Source organism: Cedecea sp. AS113, from assembly GCF_037152415.1.
In the GTDB taxonomy this organism is placed as follows: Bacteria; Pseudomonadota; Gammaproteobacteria; order Enterobacterales; family Enterobacteriaceae; genus Cedecea.
The window spans coordinates 267,344-289,082 of sequence record NZ_JBBCMI010000006.1 but is presented as its reverse complement, the minus strand read 5'-3'; the positions used below and the strand labels follow the sequence as shown (position 1 = coordinate 289,082).

General features: G+C 55.0%; 20 protein-coding genes. 6 read left to right on the top strand and 14 right to left on the bottom strand.

Annotated elements, in window-relative coordinates:
- Positions 1 to 148: 148 nt before the first annotated feature.
- Positions 149 to 637, bottom strand: coding sequence for a CS1 type fimbrial major subunit (locus tag WFN87_RS10010; protein WP_336982727.1), 489 nt, complete (start codon positions 635 to 637; stop codon positions 149 to 151).
- Positions 638 to 680: 43 nt separating this feature from the next.
- Positions 681 to 1,349, bottom strand: coding sequence for a hypothetical protein (locus WFN87_RS10005; RefSeq protein ID WP_336982725.1), 669 nt, complete (start codon positions 1,347 to 1,349; stop codon positions 681 to 683).
- An 812-nt stretch (positions 1,350 to 2,161) separates the two neighbouring features.
- On the opposite strand from WFN87_RS10005, the gene WFN87_RS10000 reads away from it, so the two are divergent.
- From WFN87_RS10000 to yjiA, 3 genes are read left to right on the top strand one after another with little or no spacing between them, the layout of a single operon-like run.
- Complete coding sequence (locus tag WFN87_RS10000) at positions 2,162 to 4,315, top strand: carbon starvation CstA family protein (RefSeq protein WP_336982723.1); 2,154 nt, start codon at positions 2,162 to 2,164, stop codon at positions 4,313 to 4,315.
- Positions 4,316 to 4,371: 56 nt separating this feature from the next.
- The gene (locus tag WFN87_RS09995) at positions 4,372 to 4,575 is read left to right on the top strand and encodes a YbdD/YjiX family protein (RefSeq protein WP_008460696.1); all 204 of its coding nucleotides are present in this window, start codon (positions 4,372 to 4,374) and stop codon (positions 4,573 to 4,575) included.
- Between the two features lie 13 nt (positions 4,576 to 4,588).
- On the top strand, positions 4,589 to 5,554 hold the full coding sequence (gene yjiA / locus WFN87_RS09990; RefSeq protein WP_166994231.1) for a GTPase: 966 nt from the start codon (positions 4,589 to 4,591) through the stop codon (positions 5,552 to 5,554).
- A gap of 10 nt (positions 5,555 to 5,564) precedes the next feature.
- On the opposite strand, the gene btsR is transcribed toward yjiA, so the two are convergent.
- Both btsR and WFN87_RS09980 read right to left on the bottom strand, forming a co-directional pair.
- Positions 5,565 to 6,284, bottom strand: a complete 720-nt coding sequence (btsR, locus tag WFN87_RS09985) for a two-component system response regulator BtsR (RefSeq protein WP_008460700.1) — start codon at positions 6,282 to 6,284, stop codon at positions 5,565 to 5,567.
- Positions 6,278 to 7,966, bottom strand: a complete 1,689-nt coding sequence (locus WFN87_RS09980) for a sensor histidine kinase (protein WP_336982720.1) — start codon at positions 7,964 to 7,966, stop codon at positions 6,278 to 6,280. Before WFN87_RS09980 ends, btsR begins: the two co-directional genes overlap by 7 nt.
- Positions 7,967 to 8,471: 505 nt before the next feature.
- Between WFN87_RS09980 and WFN87_RS09975 the strand changes: the two genes are divergently transcribed.
- From WFN87_RS09975 to WFN87_RS09965, 3 genes are all read left to right on the top strand, one after another.
- Positions 8,472 to 9,494, top strand: a complete 1,023-nt coding sequence (locus WFN87_RS09975) for a methionine ABC transporter ATP-binding protein (protein WP_336982718.1) — start codon at positions 8,472 to 8,474, stop codon at positions 9,492 to 9,494.
- Complete coding sequence (locus WFN87_RS09970) at positions 9,487 to 10,155, top strand: methionine ABC transporter permease (RefSeq protein WP_336982716.1); 669 nt, start codon at positions 9,487 to 9,489, stop codon at positions 10,153 to 10,155. Before WFN87_RS09975 ends, WFN87_RS09970 begins: the two co-directional genes overlap by 8 nt.
- A 95-nt stretch (positions 10,156 to 10,250) precedes the next feature.
- On the top strand, positions 10,251 to 11,066 hold the full coding sequence (locus WFN87_RS09965; RefSeq protein ID WP_008460708.1) for a MetQ/NlpA family ABC transporter substrate-binding protein: 816 nt from the start codon (positions 10,251 to 10,253) through the stop codon (positions 11,064 to 11,066).
- A 62-nt stretch (positions 11,067 to 11,128) separates the two neighbouring features.
- On the opposite strand, the gene WFN87_RS09960 is transcribed toward WFN87_RS09965, so the two are convergent.
- The 10 genes from WFN87_RS09960 to WFN87_RS09915 form a co-directional block, all read right to left on the bottom strand.
- A complete protein-coding gene (locus WFN87_RS09960) occupies positions 11,129 to 11,371 on the bottom strand; it encodes a DUF2164 domain-containing protein (protein WP_008460710.1) in 243 nt (80 codons plus the stop codon).
- Positions 11,368 to 11,955, bottom strand: a complete 588-nt coding sequence (locus tag WFN87_RS09955) for a flavin reductase (protein ID WP_166994226.1) — start codon at positions 11,953 to 11,955, stop codon at positions 11,368 to 11,370. The genes WFN87_RS09960 and WFN87_RS09955 overlap by 4 nt, the downstream gene beginning before the upstream one ends.
- Positions 11,956 to 12,010: 55 nt before the next feature.
- The gene (arnF, locus tag WFN87_RS09950) at positions 12,011 to 12,406 is read right to left on the bottom strand and encodes a 4-amino-4-deoxy-L-arabinose-phosphoundecaprenol flippase subunit ArnF (protein ID WP_008460713.1); all 396 of its coding nucleotides are present in this window, start codon (positions 12,404 to 12,406) and stop codon (positions 12,011 to 12,013) included.
- Positions 12,406 to 12,729 carry a 4-amino-4-deoxy-L-arabinose-phosphoundecaprenol flippase subunit ArnE gene (arnE, locus tag WFN87_RS09945; protein ID WP_008460715.1) on the bottom strand — a complete coding sequence of 108 codons (324 nt, stop codon included), beginning with the start codon at positions 12,727 to 12,729 and terminating at the stop codon, positions 12,406 to 12,408. The genes arnF and arnE overlap by 1 nt, the downstream gene beginning before the upstream one ends.
- Complete coding sequence (gene arnT, locus WFN87_RS09940; protein ID WP_008460717.1) at positions 12,726 to 14,387, bottom strand: lipid IV(A) 4-amino-4-deoxy-L-arabinosyltransferase; 1,662 nt, start codon at positions 14,385 to 14,387, stop codon at positions 12,726 to 12,728. Before arnT ends, arnE begins: the two co-directional genes overlap by 4 nt.
- A 4-nt stretch (positions 14,388 to 14,391) precedes the next feature.
- A complete protein-coding gene (arnD, locus tag WFN87_RS09935) occupies positions 14,392 to 15,288 on the bottom strand; it encodes a 4-deoxy-4-formamido-L-arabinose-phosphoundecaprenol deformylase (RefSeq protein ID WP_336982714.1) in 897 nt (298 codons plus the stop codon).
- A complete protein-coding gene (gene arnA, locus WFN87_RS09930) occupies positions 15,285 to 17,267 on the bottom strand; it encodes a bifunctional UDP-4-amino-4-deoxy-L-arabinose formyltransferase/UDP-glucuronic acid oxidase ArnA (protein ID WP_008460722.1) in 1,983 nt (660 codons plus the stop codon). The genes arnD and arnA overlap by 4 nt, the downstream gene beginning before the upstream one ends.
- On the bottom strand, positions 17,267 to 18,247 hold the full coding sequence (gene arnC / locus WFN87_RS09925) for an undecaprenyl-phosphate 4-deoxy-4-formamido-L-arabinose transferase (protein WP_008460725.1): 981 nt from the start codon (positions 18,245 to 18,247) through the stop codon (positions 17,267 to 17,269). The genes arnA and arnC overlap by 1 nt, the downstream gene beginning before the upstream one ends.
- Before the next feature lies 1 nt (position 18,248).
- Complete coding sequence (gene arnB / locus WFN87_RS09920; RefSeq protein WP_008460726.1) at positions 18,249 to 19,388, bottom strand: UDP-4-amino-4-deoxy-L-arabinose aminotransferase; 1,140 nt, start codon at positions 19,386 to 19,388, stop codon at positions 18,249 to 18,251.
- A gap of 368 nt (positions 19,389 to 19,756) precedes the next feature.
- On the bottom strand, positions 19,757 to 21,721 hold the full coding sequence (locus WFN87_RS09915; protein WP_336982711.1) for a peptidase U32 family protein: 1,965 nt from the start codon (positions 21,719 to 21,721) through the stop codon (positions 19,757 to 19,759).
- Between the last annotated feature and the right edge of the window lie 18 nt (positions 21,722 to 21,739).

Sequence of the window (21,739 nt, the reverse complement as noted above, 5' to 3'; positions counted from 1 at the left end):
GACCCTGTTAATGGACGCAAGAATCCCATAATATCAAACGCCTGAAATTTTCTTTCCGAAGAAAGAAAAGAGAAATCCCTCTCTCTTTTCTCCTCAATGCTCGATTGTTCGGTAACCGAACACACCATGAATACTGCTGCCGCTAAAATTAAGGCGTAACGGTATCAAACATCATGGTCACGGCCCCGATGTAGGTCCCGGCCGTTGGTTTAGAGCCAGCCGCTTTCTGGCTTACCGTCAGGGTGGCCGTTTTCTCTGCTGCGGCTTCGGTCGTGTTGTACAGCGTGACCGCTGACACGGCGTCAACCGGCAACGTCTGGCCGGCAATATTCACCTGGAGATCGATAGTATCCGTACCGCTGGCCGAGCTGAGCACAGGCTGCCCGGACAGATAGGCTTTGATGCCCCCGCCGGAATTTTTCATTTGCAGCTGCTGAGAAAACCCATCCAGAGAGCCCGTCGCCGCGTTCCATGCCATTTTTTGCGTCTGGGCATTCCAGCCGTTAACTGGCGTGACAAAGAACTCAGTATCAGGGATCGCCGCCTCTACGTTGAAATCAACCTGCAGAGGAGCAGCGTGAACCGCCGATGCCGTCGCCAGAAGGGCACCGAGTAAAGTCATTTTTTTTGCGTACATATATCATTCCTTTTGATAACAGAGAGAACAGGGTTACTTCAAATTACGAACCTGATTTCAGCGCCTTTTTTTGACCACCTTCATTCAGCGTGTAGTGCCAGATTTTTTGCGGCACAATGTCCCGCTCCAGGCTCCGGCCGGGCCTTAATTGAATATTGACGGGTGGACTACAGTCTTTAAGTGTTGCATCGCAGGATTTCAGGTCGCTGATAACCACGGAGGCATTCCCCTTGTTGCTGATAAGCAGTTTTTTACCTTTATCCGTAATTTGCGTATCGAAGCGAACATTATCGGGATGAACGGTCACAATGGTGCCAAACCCGGTGAGTACGCTGACGCTGGCGTTGATGGCATCCTGATACTTTTCAACTTCATCCTTGCTGAGCGTAAATTCATCCCTGTTTTTCGGCACGACGGGAATATAACGCACGCGATAATAAGACTCTTTATTGCGGGCGCCGGTATAGACCAGTCTGTTGGTTTGCATTCCGCCCGCAGGGATAATTAGCCGCGGCGGGGACGAAATAACCCCGGCGCCCTGCCCGTTAACAATGGCCGCATTATCAAGCGGAATTTCCTTTGCCGGGCTGTGCTCGTTATAAACTATTTCACTAACCTCAACGCGTACAAATGCCGTGGCATCCCCGGAGTTATGAATGCGTTTGGCGAGGGTGTTTTTACCGGAATAGATATACTCATTTAACGGACCCACATTGATCACCGGGCCAGCGACTGCCGGCATAGCCAGAGTAATTAACATTGTCAAAGGCAAGGCTGTGGATATCGCATTTCTTTTTGTTTTAGTCGATTTATTTTCAGATAAAGACATAAAAGCATCGCCATAAATTAATTTCATTGCTGCGTATTATGTCTGCCAGCACGATTTGCACAACGCTAAACAGCTTAATTAAGAAACAAATAATAAATCTCATCAATTAATATGTAACCACAAAGAGTCATGCAACCTTATGTTTTTAAACGCTAATAACAAAAGCATTCATTAATAATATATTGACATACATTCAGTTTAAGGCAGGCAGCACGCTTACTTCCGCCGTCCTGAGATACCACAACCTGTCTTTGCAAAAAACGAACAAACAAAAACGCCAAACAATTAACACCACCTCATGTATTAATAAGCGCATGAAATGGAATTTAAATTCAGTCGTAATAACACGTTACGATCAATAATTTCCGTAAATGCCATCCTATTATTTATTTCAATGCCCATAGCGAAGTTTACGCTCAGCCCAATGGAAACCAACCCGGCTATATCATTAAATTCTCTCTGCTTATCATGAGATCTTAATCACACTTTTCAGTGAGTTAGCGCCAGGTAAAAACCGCTTAGCCTGCCTCGCAACCGCTTATTCCTGTATACGACCACTCGGCCACTCTTTTCCCCCTCTTACCGCAAAAATCGTCACGCTATGGCTGGGCTATTTTTATGCCCTTCTTTTACAACAACCAGGTTCAGCGAGACGGCGAACAGGCATGACGCCAGGGCTGACAAACGGATGAATTATGAATAAAAATAAATTTCTCAAACATATACCCTGGGTGATTCTGGGTATCATCGGGGCCTGCTGTCTGGCCGTCGTCGCCCTGCGACGGGGGGAACACATCAGCGCCCTGTGGATCGTCGTCGCCTCGGTGTCGGTCTATCTGGTGGCTTACCGCTACTACAGCCTTTATATCGCCCAGAAGGTGATGAAGCTGGATCCTACCCGCGCCACACCGGCGGTGATCAATAACGATGGGCTGAACTATGTCCCGACCAACCGCAACGTGCTGTTTGGCCACCACTTCGCTGCGATAGCCGGAGCCGGGCCTCTGGTCGGCCCGGTGCTGGCGGCGCAGATGGGCTATCTGCCCGGAGTGCTCTGGCTACTGGCAGGCGTTGTACTGGCCGGGGCGGTTCAGGACTTTATGGTGCTGTTTATCTCCTCGCGCCGAAACGGGGCTTCTCTTGGCGAGATGATCAAAGAAGAGATGGGGCCCGTGCCGGGGACGATTGCCCTGTTTGGCTGCTTCCTGATCATGATAATTATCCTGGCCGTGCTGGCTCTTATCGTGGTGAAAGCGCTGGCTGAAAGCCCGTGGGGCGTATTTACCGTTTGCTCGACGGTGCCGATTGCCCTGTTTATGGGCATTTATATGCGCTTTATTCGTCCAGGCAGGGTCGGTGAAGTGTCCGTTATCGGGATTGTGCTGCTGGTCGCCTCGATTTACTTCGGGGGCGTGATTGCCCACGACCCTTACTGGGGCCCGGCGCTGACCTTTAAAGACACTACCATTACCTTTACGCTCATCGGCTATGCCTTTGTCTCCGCCCTGCTGCCGGTCTGGCTGATCCTCGCCCCGCGCGACTACCTGGCGACCTTCCTGAAAATCGGCGTTATCGTCGGCCTGGCGATTGGGATCGTTATCCTCAATCCAGAGCTGAAAATGCCGGCGATTACCCAATACGTGGATGGTACCGGTCCGCTGTGGAAAGGTGCATTGTTCCCGTTCCTGTTTATCACCATTGCCTGTGGCGCAGTATCCGGTTTCCACGCGCTTATCGCGTCCGGCACCACGCCAAAACTGCTGGCCTGTGAAACCGATGCTCGCTTTATCGGCTACGGTGCGATGCTGATGGAGTCATTTGTGGCCGTTATGGCCCTGGTGGCGGCATCCATCATTGAGCCAGGTCTGTACTTTGCCATGAATACGCCACCGGCGGGTCTGGGCTTTACCATGCCAAACCTGCACGAGCTGGGCGGGGAAAACGCGCCAGTGATTATGGCGCAGCTGAAGGAAGTGACCGCGCACGCGGCCGCCACCGTCAGTTCCTGGGGCTTTGTGATTTCGCCTGAGCAGATCCTGCAGACGGCAAAAGATATCGGGGAACCTTCCGTGCTTAACCGCGCAGGCGGCGCGCCTACGCTTGCCGTCGGTATTGCACATGTGTTCCACAAAATTGTGCCCGTCGCCGACATGGGCTTCTGGTACCACTTCGGGATCCTGTTTGAAGCGCTGTTTATTCTTACCGCGCTGGATGCCGGCACCCGTTCTGGCCGCTTTATGCTGCAGGATCTGCTGGGTAACTTTATCCCGTTCCTGAAGAAAACCGACTCGCTAGTGGCCGGTATCATCGGCACCGCTGGCTGCGTAGGCCTGTGGGGCTACCTGCTGTATCAGGGCGTGGTCGATCCGCTGGGCGGCGTGAAAAGCCTGTGGCCGCTGTTCGGCATCTCCAATCAGATGCTGGCGGCAGTTGCATTAGTGCTGGCCACAGTGGTGCTGGTGAAGATGAAACGTACCCAGTACATTTGGGTCACCGTGGTGCCTGCGGTCTGGCTGCTGATCTGTACCACCTGGGCGCTGGGCCTGAAGCTGTTTAGCAGCAACCCGCAGATGGAAGGCTTCTTCTTCATGGCCAACCAGTATAAGGCGCGTATCGCCGCCGGTGGGGCGGATCTGACGGCTCAAGACCTCGCCAACATGAACCACATTGTCGTCAATAACTACACCAACGCGGGCCTGAGCATTCTGTTCCTGGTGGTGGTTTACAGCATTATTTTCTACGGCATTAAGGCCTGGAAAGAGGCGCGTAAATCCGACCAGCCGACGGACAAAGAAACGCCTTACCAGCCTGTGCCGAAAGAAGGCATTAAGATTTCTTCCGGACACTGATCGCTTCATCTGACAGCCCCGCATTAGCGGGGCTTAAATCACTAAAGGAGCGACGAATGTTTGATAACTTAGGTGCTGCAAAAAAGTACCTCGGCCAGGCGGCAAGAATGCTCGTTGGCATTCCGGACTATGATACCTACGTGCTGCATATGCAGACGAACCACCCGGATCAGCCGCCCATGACCTACAAAGAATTCTTCCGTGAACGCCAGCAGGCGCGCTACGGCGGAGACGGTAAAGGCGGCATGCGCTGCTGTTAACAGGAAGGACGCGATGACACCGATTGCAGTAACCGTATTAACCGGCTTTTTGGGTGCAGGGAAAACCACCCTGTTACGTCATATCCTGCATACCCAGCAGGACGAGAAGATTGCCGTTATTGAAAATGAATTTGGCGAAACGCCTATCGACAGTCAGCTGATTGGCGACCGCGCCACACGTATAACGACCCTGAGCAACGGCTGTATTTGCTGCACGCGCTCAAGCGAGCTGGAAGATGCCCTGCTGGATCTGCTTGATAGCCGGGACAAAGGTGAAATCCACTTCGACAGGCTCATCGTCGAATGCACCGGCATGGCCGACCCTGGCCCTATCCTGCAGGCCTTTTTCGCCCATGAAATCATCTGCGAACGCTACCTGCTTGACGGCGTGATCGCCCTGGTCGACGCGGTACATGCCGATTCACAGCTGGATCAGTTCCCGCTCGCCCAGTCGCAAATCGGCTACGCCGATCGTATTTTACTGACCAAAACCGATGTAGCCGGTGAATCCGCTGCATTGACTGAACGCCTGCAGCGCATTAACGCACGCGCGCCTGTGTACCCTATCCTGCACGGCAATATCGATCTTCCGCTGCTGTTTAACACCCGCGGCTTTATGCTGGAAGAAAACGTCGTGGCGACAAAACCTCGCTTCCACCGCATTGCCCCGCAGCAAAATGAAGTCTCATCCATTGTGGTGACGCTGGACTACCCGGTGGCGCTGTCCGCCGTCTCTTCCGTGATGGAGAACCTGCTGTCCGGCTTCGCCAACAACCTGCTCCGCTACAAAGGAATGCTGTGGATTGAAGACCAGCCCTGCCGCCTGCTGTTCCAGGGCGTGCAGCGCCTATACAGCGCCGACTGGGACCGCGAATGGCAGCCGGACGAAACGCCGGAGAGCACGCTGGTGTTCATCGGCGTCTCGCTCCCGGAGGCCGAAATCCGCGACGCTTTTGCCGGATTAAAACCTGCCGCGTAGAGCAATAACCTTAAAGCCCTACCGCCTCTTTTAACGACTTCAAATAGCGGCGGCTCACCGGCACGGTGCGGCCATCCCGCAGCAACAGCTCCGCCTGACTGTTATCCTCCAGGCGGATCTCCTGCAAATAATTCATGTTCACCAGATATTGCCGGTGGCAGCGCAGCAGCGGCGTGCGGCTTTCCAGCGTGCGCAGTGTTAATTCGGTAAAGCCTTCTTTGCCATCCCGGCTGGTGACATACACCCCGCTTAGCCGGCTGCTGACGTAGGCCACCTCCTCCATCTGCAGCAGCCAGATGCGGCTGTGGCCGCTGCACGGGATAAATTTTAGCGGCTGCTGGCTGTCCGGCAGGCGGGAAACATCCTGCGCTTCGCTCTCCTGATGCAGGCGAGCCAGCGTTTTTTGCAGCCGCTGCGCTTCGATAGGTTTGAGCAGATAGTCAAATGCGCACTCCTCAAACGCCTGTACCGCGTATTCATCAAAAGCGGTGAGAAACACAATGCGTGGCCGATGGCGTTCGTCGAGCATCCCCACCATTTCCAGCCCGCTAATACGCGGCATCTGGATATCGAGAAACAGCACGTCCGGGCGCAGTTTGTTCACCGCGCTAATCGCCTCTATCGCGTTGGCGCATTCCCCGACTATCTCAATCTCGCCATCGTTCTCAAGCAGGACGCGCAGGTTCTCACGCGCCAGCGGTTCATCATCCACAATCAATACTCTTAACATACCAACTCCTCGGTGGGCAGGCGCACGGTGATGCAGGTAACACGGTCGGGGTCGCAGCTCACGGCCAGGCCATAATCTTCCCCAAACTTCGCCCGCAGCCGCTTGTCCACCAGATTCATTCCCAGTCCGTTACCGTTCTCTTTTGGCCGGTACAACCCGGCATTATCCTCGACATCCACCAGCACGTCTTTTCCCTCTGTACGGGCACGAATAGTAATCATGCCGTGGCCTAATTGCTGAGAGGTGCCGTGTTTAATGGCGTTTTCCACAATCGGCTGTAGCGTGAAAGCTGGCAAACGCTGATTCGCCAGCTCGTCGGGCACCTGCCAGTCCACCGCCAACTGAGTCTGGAAACGCGCCAGCTCAATTTGCAGATAGGCATTCACGTGCTCAATTTCATCGGAAAGCGTGACAATTTCAGACGGGCGCTTGAGATTTTTGCGGAAAAATGTCGAGAGGTACTGCACAAGCTGCCCGGCTTTGTCGCCATCGTGGCGAATAACCGCTTTCAGCGTGTTCAACGCATTAAATAAGAAGTGCGGGTTCACCTGGGCATGCAGCAGCTTAATCTCGGACTGCGCCAGCAGCGCTTTTTGTTGTTCATATTTCCCGGCGAGGATTTGCGCCGACAGCAGCTGCGCAATCCCTTCGCCGAGCGTGCGGTTGATCGAGCTAAACAGCCGGTTACGCGCCTCATAGAGTTTTATCGTACCGATCACCCGCTGATTTTCCCCCCGCAGCGGGATAACCAGCGTCGACCCCAGCTTGCAGTTAGGATGCAGCGAGCAGCGATAAGGCACCTCATTGCCGTCGGCGTAAACCACTTCGTTATTCTCGATGGCCTGCCAGGTGTAACCCGACGAAATAGGCTTGCCCGCCAGGTGGTGATCGGCCCCGGTGCCAATAAACGCCAACAGCCTTTCCCGATCGGTGATCGCCACGGCGCTGATGTCCAGTTCCCGGTGCAGCACCTTCGCCACCTTCAGGCTATTTTGTTCGTTGAATCCCTGCCGGAGGATCCCCTCGGTTGCGGCCGCGACCTTTAGCGCGGTGGCGGAGAACGCGGAAGTGTATTTCTCAAACATCGCGCGTTTATCCAGCAGAATGCGCATAAACATGGCGGCACCCAGCGTGTTGGTGACCATCATCGGCGCAGCGATGCTTTCCACCAGGTGGAGTGCATCCTCAAAGGGCCGTGCGATAAGCAAGATAATGATCATCTGCACCAGTTCGGCGACAAAGCTCGTCGCTCCGGCGACCAGCGGGCTAAACAGTTTGTCCGTCCTGCCCCGGCGGATTAAAACGCTGTGGATTAACCCGCCAATCAGTCCTTCCGCTATGGTGGAGATCATGCAGCTCAGCGCCGTCATTCCACCGAGAGAATAGCGATGCAGCCCGCCGGTTAGCCCCACCAGCCCGCCCACCACCGGCCCGCCTAACAGGCCGCCCATCACGGCGCCAATGGCGCGCGTGTTGGCAATGGAGCCTTCAATGTGAAGACCAAAATAGGTGCCCATAATGCAGAAAACCGAGAAGGTGATGTAGCACAGCAGCTTGTGGGGTAAGCGCACGGTCACCTGCATCAGGGGGATAAACAGCCGGGTTTTACTCATTAACCAGGCAATGACCAGGAACACGCACATCTGCTGCAGAAGCAGCAGGACTAAATTGGATTCGTACATCTTCAGACAATCTCCGCTCTCGAGGCGGGAAAGATACCTTGATGAGACTAGAATTTCCGGGGCATGGCGCAGATTTGTTAAATTTGGTACGAAAATAACAGCGAAAACGGCACCAGGGAGAACCAATATAAAACTAAAAAAACCAGGCAGAACAATCATCGACCAATAACATATCGTTAATAAAATCGATTAACAGCCCGTTCATTATTTATCCCCCCCACACTCCGCTGATTATTATTTAAACAAACGCAGTTAATCAATTTAACGATAAGCAATGCCATGTTTTTGCTAAAGCGTATTAATCCCGGTCAGGAAAGAACCATCATGGATTTATATTTCTTATGGCTATAAGTCATATCTTTATATTCTTCTGAGCAACGGTATTAGCAGGTAGTATCAGCCAAATAACAACGATTCAACGCCCATAACACGGCATTCGTGCGCTAATTGGCAGCATATCATGCTGTTGCATTGCGGAAAATTTCAGCAGGTAAGGACCAGGATAATGATCGTTCTCTCGGGCGTATCAAAAATATTTGCCAGCAGACATGGCGCCATTACCGCCGTAGATAATATTAATATCAACGTCAATAAAGGCCAGATTTACGGCATTATTGGCTACAGCGGCGCGGGTAAAAGCACATTAATAAGGTTATTAAATGGGCTGGAGAAACCCACGTCAGGATCGATCATTGTCGCCGGGCAGGATATTGCCCAGGCCAGAGGCGAACAGCTCCGTCAGGCTCGCCTAAAAGTCAGCATGGTCTTTCAGCACTTTAATCTGCTGTGGTCCCGGACCGTTGCCGAGAATATTGCCTTTCCCCTGCAAATTGCCGGTGTTAATAAAAGCCAGATTCAGCAGCGTGTTAACGAGCTGATTAAGCTTGTGGGGCTGGAGGGGCGCGAAAACGCCTGGCCCGCTCAGCTAAGCGGTGGCCAAAAGCAGCGAGTCGGCATTGCTCGCGCGCTGGCCAATAACCCGGATGTTTTACTGTGCGACGAAGCCACTTCGGCGCTGGATCCGCAAACGACCGACGCAATTCTCGATCTGCTGCTCGACATTAACCGCCAGCTCAACTTAACCATCGTGCTCATCACCCATGAAATGCATGTGGTGCGCAAAGTTTGTCAGCGCGTAGCGGTGATGGAAAACGGCAGAATCGTTGAAGAAGGCCCGGTGCTGGATATTTTCACCCACCCGAAGCAGCCCATCACGCAAACTTTTGTGCGTCAGATTGCGGGGCAAAATACGCCCAGAGAACCCTTCAATCCGCTCTGGGTTCAGGGCATTGGCGGCAGCATTCTGAAGCTGATTTTCCCTGGCGGAGAAGCCCAGCAGCCGGTGATTGCCGATGTCATTCAGCATTTTAACGTCGCGCTGAATATCCTGCACGGCAACATTACCCAGACGGTAGACGGCGCGTTTGGCGAGCTGTACGTCCATATGGATGACGCCAGCCAGCTAGAAAATATTGTGCAATACCTGAATCAAAAGCGGGTAGAGACTGAGGTTATTCGACATGCTTGAGCAATACTTCCCGCATTTAAAACTGGACAAACTGTGGGCCGCCACAGGCGAAACGCTCTACATGACGGCCTGGTCGGGAGTGGCAACGTTCGTGTTTGGCATCGCCCTCGGCGTGCTGCTGTTTCTCACTTCTCGCGGTCAACTGTTGCAGAATCGACTGGTTTACTCGGTGGTGACCGTGCTGGTCAACGTCTTCCGCTCGATCCCGTTCATCATTCTGATCGTCCTGCTGATCCCCTTCACGAAAACGCTGGTTGGCACCATTCTCGGCACCAACGCCGCGCTGCCGGCGCTGATCGTCGGGGCGGCCCCCTTCTACGCCCGCCTGGTGGAAATTGCACTGCGCGAAGTCGATAAAGGCGTTATTGAAGCCACGCGTTCAATGGGGGCCAAAACCCACACGCTGATCTTCCGCGTGCTGCTGCCTGAATCCTCTCCGGCGCTGGTGTCCGGGATGACTGTCACTCTGATTGCGCTGGTGAGCTACAGCGCCATGGCTGGGGTTATCGGTGCTGGCGGCTTAGGCAACCTCGCCTATCTGGAAGGTTTCCAGCGTAACCATAATGACGTCACGCTGGTGGCCACGGCCACTATTCTGGCGATCGTTTTTATTATTCAGTTTATCGGCGACCGCATCACACACCTGCTCGATAAACGCTAACGGCTTTCACACCTTTCGGGCGACAGAAGCACACACTGCCGCCTGGAATTCCACGGCAATGCACTTTTAATCACTAATCACGACTGGACGAAATAATGAAAAAACAGTTTATGATGTTAGCTCTGGCTTCTTTAACCGCGTTAAGTCTTCACGCCAACGCCGCTGAAAAACTGATTGTGGGCGCCTCCAACGTCCCGCATGCGGAAATTCTCGAGCAGGCGAAGCCGATTCTGGCGAAAGAAGGCATCGATCTTGAGATCAAAACCTTCCAGGACTATATCCTGCCGAATACCGCGCTGGCCGAGCATGAGATTGACGCCAACTACTTCCAGCATCAGCCCTATCTGGATTCGGTGCTACAGGATCATAAAGGCGATAAAAACTACGATTTCGTCAGCGCCGGGGCAATCCACGTAGAGCCGATCGGCATCTATTCGAAGAAATATAAAAGCCTGAAGGATCTGCCGCAGAACGGCAAAATCATTCTGCGTGACTCGGTGGCCGAAGAAGGTCGTATTCTGGCTATCTTCCAGCGCGAAGGCGTGATCACCCTGAAACCTGGCGTGAAGCCGGTTAACGCGCGCATCAGCGACATTGCCAGCAACCCGAAAAACCTGCAGTTCAAAGCGGATATTGAAGCCGCCCTGCTGCCGCAGATGTACGCCAACAACGAAGGCGATGCGGTGGTGATCAACGCCAACTACGCGCTGGATGCGGGCCTGAACCCGATTAAAGATCCGATTGCCGTCGAAAGCGCCGAAGGCAACCCGTATGCCAATATCATTACCGTGCACCGCGCCGACGTGAAGAAACATGACATCGTCGAGCTGGTGAAAGTCCTGCACTCTAAGCAGATTCAGGACTGGATCAACGAGAAATATCACGGTGCGGTTGTGCCGGTTAATCAGTAATACGAAAAAGGGGCGCAATGCGCCCCTTTAGTCATTCAATAATGGCAAGATCGCAGGCAAAACTAATCGACGATTTTTTCCAGATCCAGCAACTCTTCCAGCGTCAGCATGTTGCTTTGGGCTACCGCCAGCGCATCGTCCAGTCCTTTGTTGTAGAGCGCAGGTGCCATTTTTTTCACCAGCTCGTCAAGGAAGAATTCGGCTTCAAACTGCCCTATTTGCAGGTCGTGCTTGTCGTCCAGCCAGTCGCTGATAAAGTCGCTCAGCTTGCGGTAGTCTTCGGCGGGTAATTCAATCTTCTTCATGACGCCTCCACGCCCGGTACCACCAGCGATTCGCCGATGGCGTAGAACTGGCCGCCGGCAATATAGTGCAGGCTGCGGTATTCCGGCGGGGAGGTTTCAAACGACCAGTGACCGTTCTGGAACACCCGGTCGTCAGCCCAGGCACCGATAACTTCGCCGATAAACAGGTCGTGGGCCTGATGGTTATGCGGTTCGGGGATAAGCCTGCAGACCATCCAGGCCGTGCAGCCCGCGACCAGCGGTACGCTGTGGCCAGGGGCGCGGAACAGCTCCACGCCGGATTGTTCGAGCTTGTCGGGCATCTCTTTCAGGCTGTGGGTACCCAGAAAATGGGTCATTTTGAGCTGGGCGGCACAGGGCACCTGAATCACAAAGGTGCCGCTGTTTTCGATAAGCGTGCGGGTGGCGGTGATTTTATCCAGCACCACCATCAGCTTGGATGGGGTAAAATCCAGCGCACAGGCCCAGGCGGCGGTCATCACGTCGTCCACGCCATTGTGGTGGGCAGACACCAGCACGGTTGGGCCGTGGTTGATCAGGCGATAAGACTTTTCTAACGGCACTTCAATGATATGTGGGTTCATACTTCGCATCCAGTTTTCATCAGGTTGCCGTCAGTTTGCCTGAACAACTAGCGCATTACTTTTCCTTTTTGTGGCGTAGCTGATGAGGCAGACAAATCAGCACCAGACCGACGAAAATCGCCGCCACGCCGAGAAGTTTGCCCGGACTGAACGCTTCGTTAAGCCACGGCAGATTAATAGCCGCGAACCACACCAGCACATAGCTCAGGCTTAAAAGCGGATACGCTTTACTGAGCGGAATGCGTTTCAACGCCATATACCAGCAGCCCATGGAAAACGCGTAGGCCGCGAGCCCACCGATCAGCGCCAGCAGCCCGTAACCGCCAAACAACACGGCCTGAATAAACTCAAGGCTCGCTGCAGCGGGAGGAAACTGAACCATCGCCCATTTCATGCTGAGCTGCGCCCCGCTGACCAGCAGCACGCTCATTAACGCCCAGATATAGCCCATCAGGCGTGCCCTCCCAGCGCGATAATCCCCAGAATGATCAGCATCACGCCCAGCCAGTGGTGCGCCGAAATTTTCTCTTTCCAGATCCAGCGCGCGGCAAGGGTGACAAAAATAAAGTTCAGGCTCAGCATGGGGTAAGCGATGCTCACCTCGACGTGCTGGAGCACCAGCAGCCAGACGAGCATCCCCAGCCCTAATAACAGAACGCTCAGCCCAAGCCACAGCATCAGGTGGCGGCGCCCCGCCCCCTGAGCCGCCTGCTTCTGGCACAGCTGCCCGCCGCAGCTAAGCAAACTGGCCAGAATAATCAGCGCAATATTCATGGTTGCGCGTCGTACTCAAACAGCACAAAGCGCCCGCTGTTGGCCCGGTGATCCGGCTCCGGCAGCTTCAGGTCATTGAGATCGGTGTTATTCGACACCAGCAGCATCAGCGACACTTTGCCCAGCTTGCGGTGTTCCGCCAGCCAGGATGCGAACTCATCACCGTAAACAAAGCGGTTAGATACATCCGGATAATCAAGGCCGTAGCGCAGCTCGCCCGCCTGATTATAAAGATTGATATCGCTCCGCTTCAGCTCCCACGCCACTCCGGCGGCAATGCCGACGTTGTTGGTGAAGATGTAGCGACTGTCTTCCAGCTGCGGACGCATTTCATGAATGAACGCCTGCGGCTGCTTGGAATTTTCCACTTTCGATGGAATCACCACACCCACCAGCAGCGCCAGACCCAGCGGGCACAGCGCCGCCCAGTACCAGCGTTTAGCGGTCTGGCTCAGGGTCAAAAGACCGAACAGCCCCCAGACGGCAAAGGCCACGCACGCCAGTACAACTTTCAGCGTTTCATTGGCGGCATACACCGGATGTCTTGCCAGCCCCCACGGTGCCAGGAAGAAGGCGACCGTGATCACGCAGGCCGCCCCAAACAGCAGGTTAATCCAGCCGTTGACGCGTAAAATAGCGGAGCCGCTTTTCGCCAGCTCAACGGCATGACGCGCCATCAGGATAGCCAGCGGTGCAAAGCACGGCAGAATGTAGGTCGGCAGTTTGCCTTTGGCGATGCTAAAGAACAGCAACGGCATCACAACCCAGCCCAGCAGGTAGAACGCACCGCCCTGCTCGCCTCGGCTTTTCCAGCCGCTTTTCAGCGCGCCCGGCAGCAGAGCAAGCCATGGCAGAGAGCCTGCAATCAGGAACGGAATGTAGTACCAGAACGGGGCTTTATGCTGCGCGTCTTTCTCAGCGAAGCGCTGAATGTGCTCCACCCAGAAGAAGTAGTGCCAGAAGTCAGGCTCGGCTTTGGCGATCGCAATCGCCCACGGCAGCGTAATTAGCACGGCGCTCAGCACCGCCAGCGGCCCGAACAACAACACCTCTTTCCAGCGTTTCTGTGCAATCACCCACGGCAGAACGCCAATCACCGGCACCGCAAGCGCCAGGAACCCTTTGGTCATCACGCCCATGCCGCAGGCCAGGCCCAGCAGCACGTAGCCACCCATCTTGCCGCCGGTGGTTTGTGCGGTACTGGCCAGCCAGAAGCTGCACATCGCCGCCGTCAGCCACAGGGTGATCATCGGGTCGAGCACGGAATACGTGCCGATGCCGTAGACCAGCAGGCAGGTGAGGAAAATAACCCCGGCCAGCACCGCGATCGTTTTATCGCGCCACAGGCGGAACGCCAGCCAGTAGGTCAGCAGCGCGCTCAGGGTCACCGAAAACACGGAACCAAAACGCACGGCAAAATTGTTATGACCGAAGATGAATTGGCTGATGTTGTTGATCCAGTACCCCGCCACCGGCTTTTCGAAATAGCGCAGATCAAGGAAATGAGGAACGATCCAGTTGCCAGACAGCAGCATTTCACGGCTGATTTCCGCATAGCGCGTCTCATCCGGCTGCCACAGGTGACGAAACTCCAGAGGGACAAGGTAAAGCAAGGCAAAACAGACCAGAAGGGTCATTCCATATTTTGCAGATTTCATCGGTTCACGACTCTATAAGTTGTTGGCAACCCAGCCAGCCTTCGCGGCCTGGAATTGTCCCGCGCACAATTTTGCCTCTCGGCAGCGTGGATAAATCGTCCGGCAGAAGCTCGCTAAGCGGGCAGAACTGAACCCCCTCGGCGGCAGCCATCGCCAGCAATTCACTAAAGGAATCTCGCATCACCATCCCTTCGACTTCGGCATGAATGGTGTAAACCGGTGTGCCGCTGTCCTGGTGAATTTTATCCAGGATAAAGCGGTTAAAGTTCTCTTTACTGACTTCGGTACCAATCACCTCGTCCCACGTTGGCAGCGTCACGGGAATTTGCACCGCAGCCTCGCTACCGTTAGACAGAACGGGGATAAACGGCGTAGTACCACGGCAGTCGCTGTTGTACTGGAACGGGAAAGCGGCTTTCGCTTTCACCACGCGCTGGTCAGCACGCCAGCCCGCCACGGCCGAGCAGTTTACAGGCTGCCCGACAATTTTCTGCAGCGCATCCAGCCCACGGCGAATTTGCTGTTCGAGCTTGTCCTGTTCCCAGACGCCCGCCCAGGCCTGCCAGGCATGGTGATCCCAGGCATGGAGGCCCACCTCATGGTGGTCCGCCGCCGCCGCGATAACCTCTGCGTTGCCTGCGCCAATCACGCGCCCCGGCCACGCGGTACCCGCCAGCAGAATGTCCCAGCCATACAGCGATGCTGCGTTGGAGCGCAGCATCTTCCACAGGAATTTAGGCTTGATCAGGCGCCACAAGTGGCGCCCCATGTTGTCTGGCCCAACGCTGAAGAAAAAGGTTGCCTGAGTCGAGTGTAAACTTAGCGTCTCCAGAAGGTTTGGCACCCCTTCACGGGTGCCTCGCCAGGTGTCGACATCAATACGCAGGCCGACTTTTCTCATGAAGCAGGGTCCGTCAGCTCAACGGTTTTCAGGAAGAAGTCCAGCGTCTCGTCGATGGTTTTTTCCATGTGCACTTCAGGCGTCCACTCCAGCAGGCGCTGGGCGTTGCGGATGCTTGGCTTACGGTGCTCAACGTCCTGATAACCTTTGCCGTAGTAGGCGCTGCTTTCCACTTCGCGGAAACCGGCGAACGGTGGGAACTGGCTACGCAGCGGATGACGTTCGAAGCTTTCCAGCAGCATTTCTGCCAGCTGTTTGATGCTCGCTTCGTTGTCCGGGTTACCGATGTTGATGATCTGGCCGTCACAGTTATTGTTTTTGTTTTCAATAATGCGGAACAGCGCTTCGATGCCGTCGCCGATGTCGGTGAAGCAGCGCTTCTGCTTGCCGCCGTCGATAAGCTTGATCGGAGAACCTTCGACCAGGTTCAGGATCAGCTGGGTAATGGCACGGGAGCTACCGATACGCGCGGCGTTCAGGTTGTCCAGACGCGGGCCCATCCAGTTAAACGGACGGAACAGCGTGAAGCGCAGCCCTTCTTTTTCGCCGTATGCCCAGATAACACGGTCAAGCAGCTGTTTGGACACGGAGTAGATCCAGCGCTGTTTGTTGATTGGCCCAACGATCAGCGGGGAGTTATCTTCGTCAAACGACTTGTCGGTGCACATGCCGTACACTTCGGAGGTGGACGGGAAGATAATGCGTTTTTTGTATTTCACGCAGTCGCGGATGATCTTCAGGTTCTCTTCGAAGTCGAGTTCGAACACTCGCAGCGGGTTACGGGTGTATTCGATTGGCGTCGCGATGGCTACCAGCGGCAGAACAACGTCACACTTCTTAATGTGGTATTCGATCCACTCGGAGTGAATGCTGATGTCACCTTCCACAAAGTGGAAACGCTCGTTGCCGATGAAGCGAGAAATCGCGTCGGAACCGATGTCCAGGCCGAAGATTTCGAAGTTGTCATCACGCAGCAGACGTTCGGTCAGGTGATTACCGATAAAGCCGTTCACGCCCAGAATCAGTACGCGGGTACGACGTTTGATAGCGGAAACAGGTTTGCTGCTCAGAATCGCGCCGCTAACCAGGCCCAGAGACTGTGCCAGCTGGGAACCCTGCATGTACACGCCGTTTTCAGCCTGGCCGGTCACGACTTCCAGAGCACCGGTGCCGCAGGCAATCACCAGCGGGTTAACGGAGATAACTGTCCCGGCTTTCGCGCCATTGTTGCTTTCCAGCACGCGGCTTTTCCAGATGATGAATTTGCCGCCGCCCACGTAGCTGAACGCGCCTGGCCACGGTTCGGTCACCGCACGCACCAGGTTGTTAGCTTCTGCTGCAGAGCCTTCCCAGCTGATCGCGCCATCTTTAGGCGAACGGCCGCCGAAATAGGTCGCTTTGGATTCGTCCTGAGCGGTCTGCGGGAAGTGACCGGTTTTGATCACCGGCAGGCTTTTCGCCAGCAGGGATTTCGCGGTTTCGCACAGTTTGTGGTGCAGGGTCAGGGCAGTATCTTCTGCGGCAATCGCCACGCGTTCCTGAGCAACGATGTCGCCCGCGTCCGCGCGTTTCACCATGCGATGCAGGGTAACGCCCGTTTCGGTTTCACCTTTCACCAGCACCCAGTTCAGCGGCGCGCGGCCACGGAATTTAGGCAGCAGGGAGCCGTGGAGGTTAAATGCCCCGACGGAAGCGCAGTCCAGAATCTCTTCGCTCAGCAGGTTGCGGTAGTAGAAGGAGAAAATCACTTCAGGCTGTGCGTCTTTAATGCGGTCGACCCACAGCGGGTGGTTCACATCTTCAGGAGCAAAAACCGGGATGCCGAATTCTGCCGCCGTGCGGGCCACAGAACCGAAGAAGTTATTCTCAGCGGCGTTATCCGGGTGAGTATAAATTGCTGCAATGTCATAGCCTGCTTCAACCAGGGCACGAACACCCACACAGCCCATATCGTGATAGGCGAAAACAACTGCTTTCATTATTGATTTTCCTCTGAAGATAAAGCGGTTTCACTGCTAACTACGCGTTGAATAAAGTAACGAGGGCGAGCACGCACGTCGTTATAGATACGGCCAATGTACTCACCCAGCAGCCCCATTCCGATGAACTGGGCGCCAATAAAGGTGAACAGAACGGCGAAGAGCATAAACACTCCGTCCGCCGCCCACTGCGGGCCAAGAGCAAGACGTAACACCACCAGCAGTACCGCGAGGGCAAAACCGGACAGTGCGATAATGCTGCCGACGACGCTAAGTAAACGCAGCGGCGTTGTGGTCAGGCAGGTGATCAGGTCATACATCAGGTTGATCAGGCGCATGAAGCTGTACTTCGAGTCGCCAAACTGACGCTCGTCGTGGTGCACCGGGATTTCGATGGCGCGACGGGCAAAGGTGTTGGCCAGAATCGGGATAAAGGTACTGCGTTCGTGGCAGTGCAGCATCGCGTCAATGATATGGCGGCGGTAGGCGCGCAGCATACAGCCGTAGTCGCCCATCGCTTTACCGGTGGTGCGCTGGATCAGGTGGTTGATCATTTTTGACGCACGCTTGCGGAACCAACTGTCCTGACGGTTCTGGCGCACTGTGCCCACCACGTCATAGCCTTCGTCGGCTTTCTCAACCAGGCGCGGGATCTCTTCCGGCGGGTTCTGCAGGTCAGCATCCAGGGTGACGATAAGATCGCCGGTGACGTGGCTAAAGCCCGCCATAATGGCCGAGTGCTGGCCATAGTTACGGTTCAGCAGCACCGCGACGATGTGGCTGTCCGGGGCTTCTGCCGCGCGGGTCAGCATGGCGGCAGAGTCATCGCTGCTGCCATCATCAATAAGGAGAATTTCGTAATCACGGTTCAGCTTTTGACAAGCTTCAGTGGTACGACGCAGCAGTTCAGGCAGGCTGTCCTGTTCGTTGTACACCGGGATCACAACGGAAACTTTCTTGATCGGTTCCGGGGTCGTCATCTTAGAGTCCTGCTATTTCACGTAAAGCGGTAATGACGCGGGAAGTGTCATCGTCGGTCATGGTTGGGAACAGTGGAATAGAGCAAATGCGCTCGCTGTTCCAGTCGCTGTTCGGCAGTTGAAGCTGCGGATAGCGCTCGCGGTAATACTTCTGGGTGTGCGCCGCGCGGAAGTGCAGGCCGGTGCCGATGCCGCGCTCTTTCAGCGCTTCCATCAGGCCGCTGCGGGAAATGCCGCAGGTGGCTTCATCCACGCGGATGATAAACAGATGCCAGGCATGGCGATGCTGCCAGGTCGGGGTGGCCAACGGCAGGAATGGCGTGTCGGCCAGCTCTTTGAGGTAGCGTTCGGCGATTTCCTGCCGACGGACGTTGATTTGCTCCAGCTTGCCCAGCTGCACCAGCGCGATAGCCGCGTTAATGTCCGCAAGGTTGTATTTGAACCCCGGGGAGATAACTTCAGCCTGCGGCGCGCGGCCATGCGTCTGACGGTCAAAGGCATCTACGCCCAGACCGTGGAATTTCAGGCTACGAATGCGGTTAGCAAACTGGTCGTCGTCGGTGACGATCAGGCCGCCTTCGGCGCAGGTCATGTTTTTGATGGCGTGGAAAGAGAAGATAGCCGTGCCCTTGCCGCCAACGTGCTTGCCTTTGTACTCGGTGCCCGCGGCGTGCGCAGCATCTTCAATCACCGGAATGCCGTGACGTTCCCCGATGGCGCGAATAGCGTCGATGTCGGCAGGCGCGCCCGCGTAGTGCACGGGAATGATCGCTTTAGTGCGTGGAGTAATGGCCGCTTCAATGGCTTCTGGCGTAACCATCAGCGTGTCGCGATCGACGTCGATCATCACCGGTTCGGCGCCCAGCAGCACAATCATGTTGAGCGTGGAGACCCAGGTCAGCGAGGGAGTAATCACCTCGTCACCTGCCTGCAGCCCAAGCGCCATCAGGGTAACGTGCATCCCGCCGGTGGCCGAGCTTACCGCAATGGCATGTTTATTGCCGGTTAAGTCGCAAAATGCTTTCTCAAGCGCCTGGTTTTTCGGCCCGGTTGTGATCCAGCCGGATTGCATGACTTCCGTTACCGCTGCAATTTCTTCCGCACCTAACGCCGGGCGTGAAAAAGGCAGAAAATCACTCATTACGTGGATTCCTTATTAAATCGCTAAACGCCAAAAGCTGACGGGATAATGAATCAGGCTAATTAAATAAAAGCACAACACTAGGGAAGTACGGCCTGTTTAGCTAAACATCTTATCAATGAAAAGAATTTAACAAAGAAATCTTAGAACAGTATTAAGAAAATGAGATATAACGAAAAATCGTGACGTTAAGCGTCGGCTGGCGAGCCTATGCCCTTCACAACCCCTGCTTGTCATCTGAATATCATGATTAAGGCATGTTTGTTGAATAGCGGAATAATTCCGTAAGTGACAAATAATAATGCATCCTCCCTGCGTGGTTAAAAAAACCGCCTGAAGCAGGCGGTTTTAAATAATAAGCAATGAAATTAACGCTTCGCTTTCCCCGGCAGCGTTTTCATCAAATCGTCCGGGCTAATGGATGCCACCACGCTCCCCGGCAGCGGCATCTTCAGGATGTGGTTCTTCATCTTGCCGATCACGTGCATTTCGCACGGGCGGCAGTCAAATTTCAGCGTCAGCACTTCATCGCCGTGCACCAGCTGCATTGGGGTCGCTTTCCAGCTCTTGATGTTCCCTTTTGCCTGTTTCGGGCAAAGGTTAAACGCAAAGCGCAGGCAGTGCTTGGTGATCATCACCGGCACTTCGCCCTTCTCTTCATGTGCTTCATAGGCAGCGTCAATCAGCTGCACGCCATAGCGGTGATAAAACTCACGCGCTTTATGGTTATACACGTTCGCCAGGAAGCTTAAATGGCTGTCCGGGTAGACCGGCGGCGGCACGCTCACCGCTTTACGGGTGCCTCGCTGGTAGTTTTGCAGCCGCGCTTCGGTCAGCGCTTCAATGGCATCACGGCGCAGCTGGTTAAGCTGGGCGTTTGGCACAAATAAAGCTTCTTCCAGCAAGATGTTCACTTTCCGCGCGGAGTACATGGTCTGGCCCAGCTTGGTCAGGCCGCCACGCAGGCTGTCGAACGCTTTCTGCGGGTTATTGGCGACGTCAAACTGGCCGACGAGCGTTTGACTGACGCTGACGCCCTCTTCGCTGGTGGCTTTCATCACCAACTGCTGCTGGCTGCCGCTCAGTTCGATATCCACCGCCACGCGGCGCTCGCTGGAGGTTTTCAGCAGCGCCTGCTGCCAGTTGTGGTCCAGGTTACGGTTCAGCGGGTGGTTCGGGCGCACTTTTTTCAGCGTTTCCGGCATTTCTTTTGGCCAGACGCGATACTGATTTTTTCCGGTTTTTTCCACCGTATTAGCGCGGAAGCCGACGATTTCACGCTTGATCAGCACGTTCAGGCCATCGCCGTTAGTCAACGTATCGGTAGTGGTCACGTCGAGGTGGTCTTTGCTCACTTTCAGCACTTCGCCCACCGGCAGGCCAATAAATTTTGGCGAGTCGAACGCACCGATGTCGATTTTGCGCTCGTTCACGAAGTAGTCAGTGCTGCCGCGGTGGAACGTTTTGTCCGGGGACGGAATAAAGTAGTGCGATGTCACGCCGGAAGACGCACGGGTCAGGTCGCTGCGCCCTTCCATCAGCTCGTCCAGCAGTTGGCGGTAGTACGCGGTGATGTTTTTCACGTAGCTCATGTCTTTGTAACGCCCTTCAATTTTGAAGGAGCGCACGCCCGCCTCGACCAGCGCCGCCAGGTTGGCGCTCTGATCGTTGTCTTTCATCGACAGCAGGTGTTTTTCGTAGGCTACGACGCGGCCCTGATCGTCTTTCAGGGTGTACGGCAGGCGGCAGGCCTGCGAGCAGTCGCCGCGGTTGGCGCTGCGCCCGGTCTGGGCGTGGGAAATATTACACTGCCCGGAATACGCCACGCACAGCGCGCCGTGAATGAAGAATTCAATCGTCGCGTCAACATTCTGGTGAATGGCGGCAATTTGCTGCAGGTTCAGCTCGCGCGCCAGCACGATTTGCGAGAAACCTGCATCGGACAGAAACTTCGCTTTTTCCACGCTACGAATGTCGCACTGGGTACTGGCGTGCAGCTCGATCGGCGGCAGATCCATTTCCAGCACGCCCATATCCTGCACGATCAGCGCATCAACCCCGGCTTCGTACAGGTCGACGATCATCGAGCGCGCAGGCTCCAGTTCGTCATCATGCAGAATGGTGTTCAGGGTAACAAAAATTTTCGCCCCGTAGCGGTGGGCAAACGGCACCAGTTCGGCCAGGTCTTGCAAGCTGTTACCGGCGTTGTGGCGAGCGCCAAAGCCAGGCCCACCGATGTAAACCGCATCCGCGCCATGGAGAATGGCTTCGCGGGCGATGGCGGTATCACGGGCAGGGCTGAGTAATTCAAGTTGATTTGCGTGCAGGCGCATAAAATTTGTCGTGTTCTG